Genomic DNA, 4,911 nt, shown 5'->3' with positions numbered 1-4,911 from the left:
CCGCGGCGGCGCTCGCTGCGGCGCCGGCGGCGCCGGTTTATGCGCGCGTCGATATGGTCGGCGACGCGCAGGGCAAACTGCATATCATGGAACTCGAACTGATCGAACCGTCGCTGTTCCTGCATCACGCGCCCGACAAGGGCGCGGCGTTCGGGCTGGCGATCTACGCGGCAATCTAGTCGTCCGGACGCTGCCGCCACAGCCATTGCCGGATCGCCGAGGTCAGGTTCGGCGGGTCGTTCGCCTCCATCCGCTCGACATCGATCCGCGCGACGAGCGCATTGACTGGCAGCGCCAGCCGCGCCGCTTCGGCCTCCAGCGCGTCCCAGAACATCGGCTCGAGGCTGATCGAGGTCGGGTGGCCGGCGATGGTTACCGAACGCTTGACCGGGGGGTGATAAGCGGGGGGCATGTTGAGGACCTACAGTCTGTGCGTGCGATGCGGGTACGATTTATTTGGGGTAGATCGCAATTTGGGCGCTTCGTAAACGGGCAGACCGACCCGGCGCAAAGGCAGGCGAGCCCATGACAGCAGAATTTCAGTCTCTTACCGAAAAGGAAAAGGAGACGTTGCGCCTGCTGGTTGACGGGCATGACGCGAAATCGATGGCGCGGCATCTGGGGCTTTCGGTCCATACGATCAACGAACGGCTTCGCGATGCACGGCGCAAGATGGCGGTTTCCAGCAGCCGCGAGGCGGCCCGTCAACTGCGCGCGATGGAACGGCAGCACCCCGAAACATTCGGGGACAAGGATTTGGGGGATGCCGTTGGCGTCGGCGGCAGCGAGGTTTCGGCATCGGTCGAGGCGTCCCGCATGGTGCGGCCGCTCGGCTGGATCGCTGGAGGTCTCCTGATGTCGCTAACCCTCGCCCTGCTCGCTTTCTCTTCGATGACCGGAACCGCCGACGCACCGGCCGCTGCGCCCTCAACCGCGCCCGCCGAAAGCGCCGCCGTCGTCGCGGCACGCGACTGGCTCGCGCTGGTCGAGAAGGGCGACTGGAATGCGAGCTGGGAGGCGACCGGCCAGTCATTCAAGGCGCTCAACACGGTCGAGACCTGGAGCCGGGTGGCGCAGCAGGTGCAGGGGCCACTGGGGGCGGTGAAATCGCGCGCGCTGATCAGCGAAGAAACGGTGCCCGCACCGCCCTATGGCTATCAGATGGTCAAGTTCCGCACCGATTATGCGAACAAGGCAGGGGTGATCGAAACACTGTCGCTGGTGCGCGAGGGTGGTGCGTGGCGCGTGGTGGGAGTGACGGTGGAGTAGGGCGGCTTGCCGGGCGACGGCAAAGCCGCCGCCTGCCGTCAGACGGGTTCGGCCGGCCTTTCAGGGCTGTCCGCCCCTCTGGCCGTGCCGGTGGCTGCCACTTTCGCGCCGGCCATTGTCAGTACATATGCTGCCCGCCATTGATGCTCATCGTCGATCCGGTCACGAAGCCTGCGTCCTCGCTGCACAGAAAGGCGACGCCGCGTGCGATTTCGTCGGCTTGGCCGAGGCGGCCCACCGGGATCTTCGCAACGATCTTTTCGAGCACCGGCGCGGGAACAGCGGCGACCATGTCGGTGTCGATATAGCCGGGCGCGATTGCGTTGACCGTGACGCCCTTCCTGGCGCCTTCCTGTGCCAGCGCCTTGGTGAAGCCGTGGATGCCCGATTTGGCTGCGGCATAGTTGACCTGCCCGTACTGGCCGGCCTGCCCGTTGATCGATCCGATGTTGACGATGCGGCCCCAGCCGCGCTCGACCATGCCGCCAAAGGTCGCCTTGGCCATGTTGAAGCAGCCGCCGAGATTGACGCGCATGACGTCGTCCCAGTCGTCGTAGCTCATCCGGGCGAGGGTGCCGTCGCGGGTGATGCCCGCGTTGTTGACGACGATGTCGATTGCGCCGACTTCGGCCGCGATCTGCGCGCAGCTGTCGAGGCACGCCTGATGGTCGCCGACGTCCCACTTCATCGCCCTGATCCTGGTGCGCTCGGTGAACGCGCGCGCCTTTTCATCATTGCCGGCATAGTTGGCGATGACGGTGACGCCCTGTTCCTGCAGTTTCAGGGAGATCGCCTCCCCGATGCCGCGGCTGCCACCGGTGACGATTGCGATACGTGCCATAAATCAAGCTCTCCCACAGAGTTATCCCCTTGTGAGTAGGCCGCGAACGCAGTCGCCGCAAGTTTACCGGAACGTCAATCGCAAAGCTGTTCAGGGGTGGCCGATCTCTGCCCGAAGCTTCGAGAAGTCGCCGATCGCAAGGTCGGCCTTGTCGATCGTCACGACCAGATTGCCCCGGTCGCCGAAGACGCGGCTCATCAGCCCGCTCGTTGGCAGTTCGATCAGCACCGCATCGCGGTCCGGGTCATGGTCGGGGATGGCGCCGAAGGGCATGTGTCCCATCGCCGCCATCCCGCGCGCGGCAAGGTCGCGCCACCAGGGTTCGTAGAAGGCGCGCGCGGGTGCGGACAGGCTGTCCGGGTTGGCGCACCAGGCATGTTTCGCCCGGTCGAACAAGATGGTCTGATAATCGTGAACCCACAGATCGGCGTCGGCACGGTGCGTCGTCAGCGGCAGCGTGATCAACTCGACCCGCCCGGCGTCCGTTTCGGGATCGGCCGTCCGCAGGGTCTTCGCCCAGCGGATCGCGTGCAGCGCGGCCATCACCGCGGTCGCGTCGCCAGCCGAGAAGGTCTCGCGCGCGGCACTGTCGTGGACGATTCCGATGATTTCTCCGGCGCGTATGCGCGCCTCGCGGTTGATCGCCGCGCATTGCTCCAGCTCGGCGATCTCCCCGGCGCTCGCGTCGGGAAGCGCAGGGGTATCGGTCACCAACCGGTCGAGCCGCCTTTCCAGCAGCGCGACCATCGCGGTCATGCTGCCCCAGTCGAAAGGGTGGAAGGCCGGGTCGGCGATGTCATAGCCGCGCCCGTAGAGCGCGAGCCCCGGCTCCTCCCGATCGTCTTCGCTGCGCGGGTCCTCGTCGCCCGGACCTACGGCGACAAGGTCGACGGGCCATTCGGGAAAGGCGGGCACGGCAAAGGACGCAAGCTCGCCCCCGGCAAGGCCGCCCTGCGGGCCGAACCAGCCATCCTCGCCGGCGAGCGCCAGCGGCGGTATTACCGGTACCCCGGCGGTGCGGATATGGAGGGCGCGGACCTCAAGGTCCCGGCGATGGATAAAGAAGGCAAGCGACCCGTCACGCGGTCCGAGACCGTCCCACAGGTCGCGCGGCAGTCCGGTGCAGTCGATCTGCGCGAGGAAATTGGCGGGCGTACCCCCGATGTCGGGCCACGCCATGCCGTGCGGCAGGTGCGGACGGCCGCCCAGCCAGCTGCTCGTCGATATCGCATCGCGCGGCGGGATTTGCGGGACGATGCGAATGGTCACCGCTTCCCCGTTCAGCGGGACGGGCTCTTCGCCCTCCCATGCGCGCTGCTCGACCGCGGCCGCGATCGATTCGAGGCGCGCGTCGATCGCCGGCGCGAGGTCGGGAACCGGGTCAGGAGCAGGCGACGGCACGATTCTGGCCTCGCTCAGCCGGTCGAGCGGTGCCTTGCCGCTGATCCGCGCGAGACGCGCGGGCGAGATTTCGACATGATCGATCGCGGCGTTGGTCTTGCGCGACAATCGGGGCAGCCGGCTTTCGCCCGGTTCGCGTGGCATGCGCGGCACGGCGGGGGCGGTGCGCGTGCGGCGCAGCGACCACAGCGCAAACAGGATCGCCCCGAAAGCCAGCGTGGCACCGGCCAGCATCAGCGCTGCCGATTCGATCTGGTTCATGGCGTATCTCCGAATTGGTGCGACCCCGCGCCTTTCCGGCGCCGTGTCGGATCAATTTAACGCATCGATCTAAACAGTTGGTAAGCGTTGGCGCTCAGACCCATCCCGCGAGTTCGCGCCGGATCAGCGTCTCGATCATCGCCATGCCGGGCGGTTCGGCGTTGAGGCAGGGGATGTAGGCGAAGCGCGTCCCGCCTGCCGCCTCGAACTGCTCTTTCCCGCGGATCGCCAGCTCTTCGAGCGTTTCGAGGCAGTCGGCCGAAAAACCGGGAGCGAAGATCGCGACGCTGCGGTTTTCGCGGCCGAGCTCTGCGAGCCGCGCGTCGGTCGCAGGTTCGAGCCATCGGGCGCGGCCGAAACGCGACTGGAACGCAACCTCGACGGGTCTTCCCAGCGCGCCGGACAGCCGGCGCGCAGTGGCCTGGCACTGGTCGTGATAAGGGTCGCCGAGCGCCCGCGTCCTTTCGGGCATCCCGTGAAAGCTCGCGAGCAGCACATCGGGCGCGAAATCGAGCGCTGCGAGCCCCGCCTCCACCGACGCTTTCAGCGCGTCGATATAGACGGCATTGTCATGATAGGGCGGCAGGAAGCGCAGCGCCGGTTGCGCGCGCAGCGTCGCGAGGTGCGCCGATGCCGCATCGACCGCAGTCGCGGTCGTCGCGGCGCAATATTGCGGATAGAGCGGGGCGACCAGAATGCGATCGCACCCCGCCGCCATCAGCGCGTCGATCGCCGGGCCGATTGCGGGTTGGCCATAGCGCATTGCGTAAGCGACCCGCACCCTATCGCCGATCGCTGCTTGCAAGGCATGGCTTTGCGCGCGGGTGATCGCCGCGAGCGGCGAGCCTTCGTCGGTCCACACCTGACGGTAAGCATGCGCCGATTTTTTCGGCCGTAGCGGCAGGATGACGCCGCGCAAGATCGGCTGCCACAGGATCTGCGGGATTTCGACGACGCGGCGATCGGACAGGAATTCGGCGAGATAACGCCGCACCGCCGGTGCGTCGGGCGCGTCGGGAGTGCCGAGGTTGACCAGCAGCACGCCAATGGACGATGCCCTGCTCACAGCGGATGCGCCGACAGCGGCAGGCGGCGGATGCGGCGGCCGGTCGCGGCGAACATCGCATTGGCGATCGCGG

The 4,911-nt window shown here is 67.1% G+C and carries 5 protein-coding genes; 1 reads left to right on the top strand and 4 read right to left on the bottom strand.

What is annotated here, in order from left to right:
- Positions 1–175: 175 nt before the first annotated feature.
- Positions 176–412: a ribbon-helix-helix domain-containing protein gene (locus tag VN047_RS12975; RefSeq protein WP_325543311.1), complete on the bottom strand. Its 237-nt coding sequence runs from the start codon at positions 410–412 to the stop codon at positions 176–178.
- 113 nt (positions 413–525) lie between these two features.
- Here VN047_RS12975 and VN047_RS12970 point away from each other — a divergent pair, with 113 nt between their 5' ends.
- The gene (locus VN047_RS12970; protein WP_325543309.1) at positions 526–1,269 is read left to right on the top strand and encodes a helix-turn-helix domain-containing protein; all 744 of its coding nucleotides are present in this window, start codon (positions 526–528) and stop codon (positions 1,267–1,269) included.
- 118 nt (positions 1,270–1,387) lie between these two features.
- Here VN047_RS12970 and phbB read toward each other — a convergent pair whose 3' ends face one another.
- The 3 genes from phbB to hemH form a co-directional block, all read right to left on the bottom strand.
- On the bottom strand, positions 1,388–2,110 hold the full coding sequence (gene phbB / locus VN047_RS12965; protein ID WP_325543307.1) for an acetoacetyl-CoA reductase: 723 nt from the start codon (positions 2,108–2,110) through the stop codon (positions 1,388–1,390).
- A gap of 90 nt (positions 2,111–2,200) precedes the next feature.
- Positions 2,201–3,772: a DUF1963 domain-containing protein gene (locus VN047_RS12960; RefSeq protein WP_325543305.1), complete on the bottom strand. Its 1,572-nt coding sequence runs from the start codon at positions 3,770–3,772 to the stop codon at positions 2,201–2,203.
- A 94-nt stretch (positions 3,773–3,866) separates the two neighbouring features.
- Positions 3,867–4,838, bottom strand: a complete 972-nt coding sequence (hemH, locus tag VN047_RS12955; RefSeq protein WP_325543313.1) for a ferrochelatase — start codon at positions 4,836–4,838, stop codon at positions 3,867–3,869.
- Positions 4,839–4,911 lie beyond the last annotated feature (73 nt).

This window comes from Sphingopyxis sp., assembly GCF_035565275.1.
GTDB lineage: Bacteria > Pseudomonadota > Alphaproteobacteria > Sphingomonadales > Sphingomonadaceae > Sphingopyxis.
Note: the sequence above shows the minus strand (reverse complement) of the source record. Positions and strands in the feature narration are given on the sequence as shown.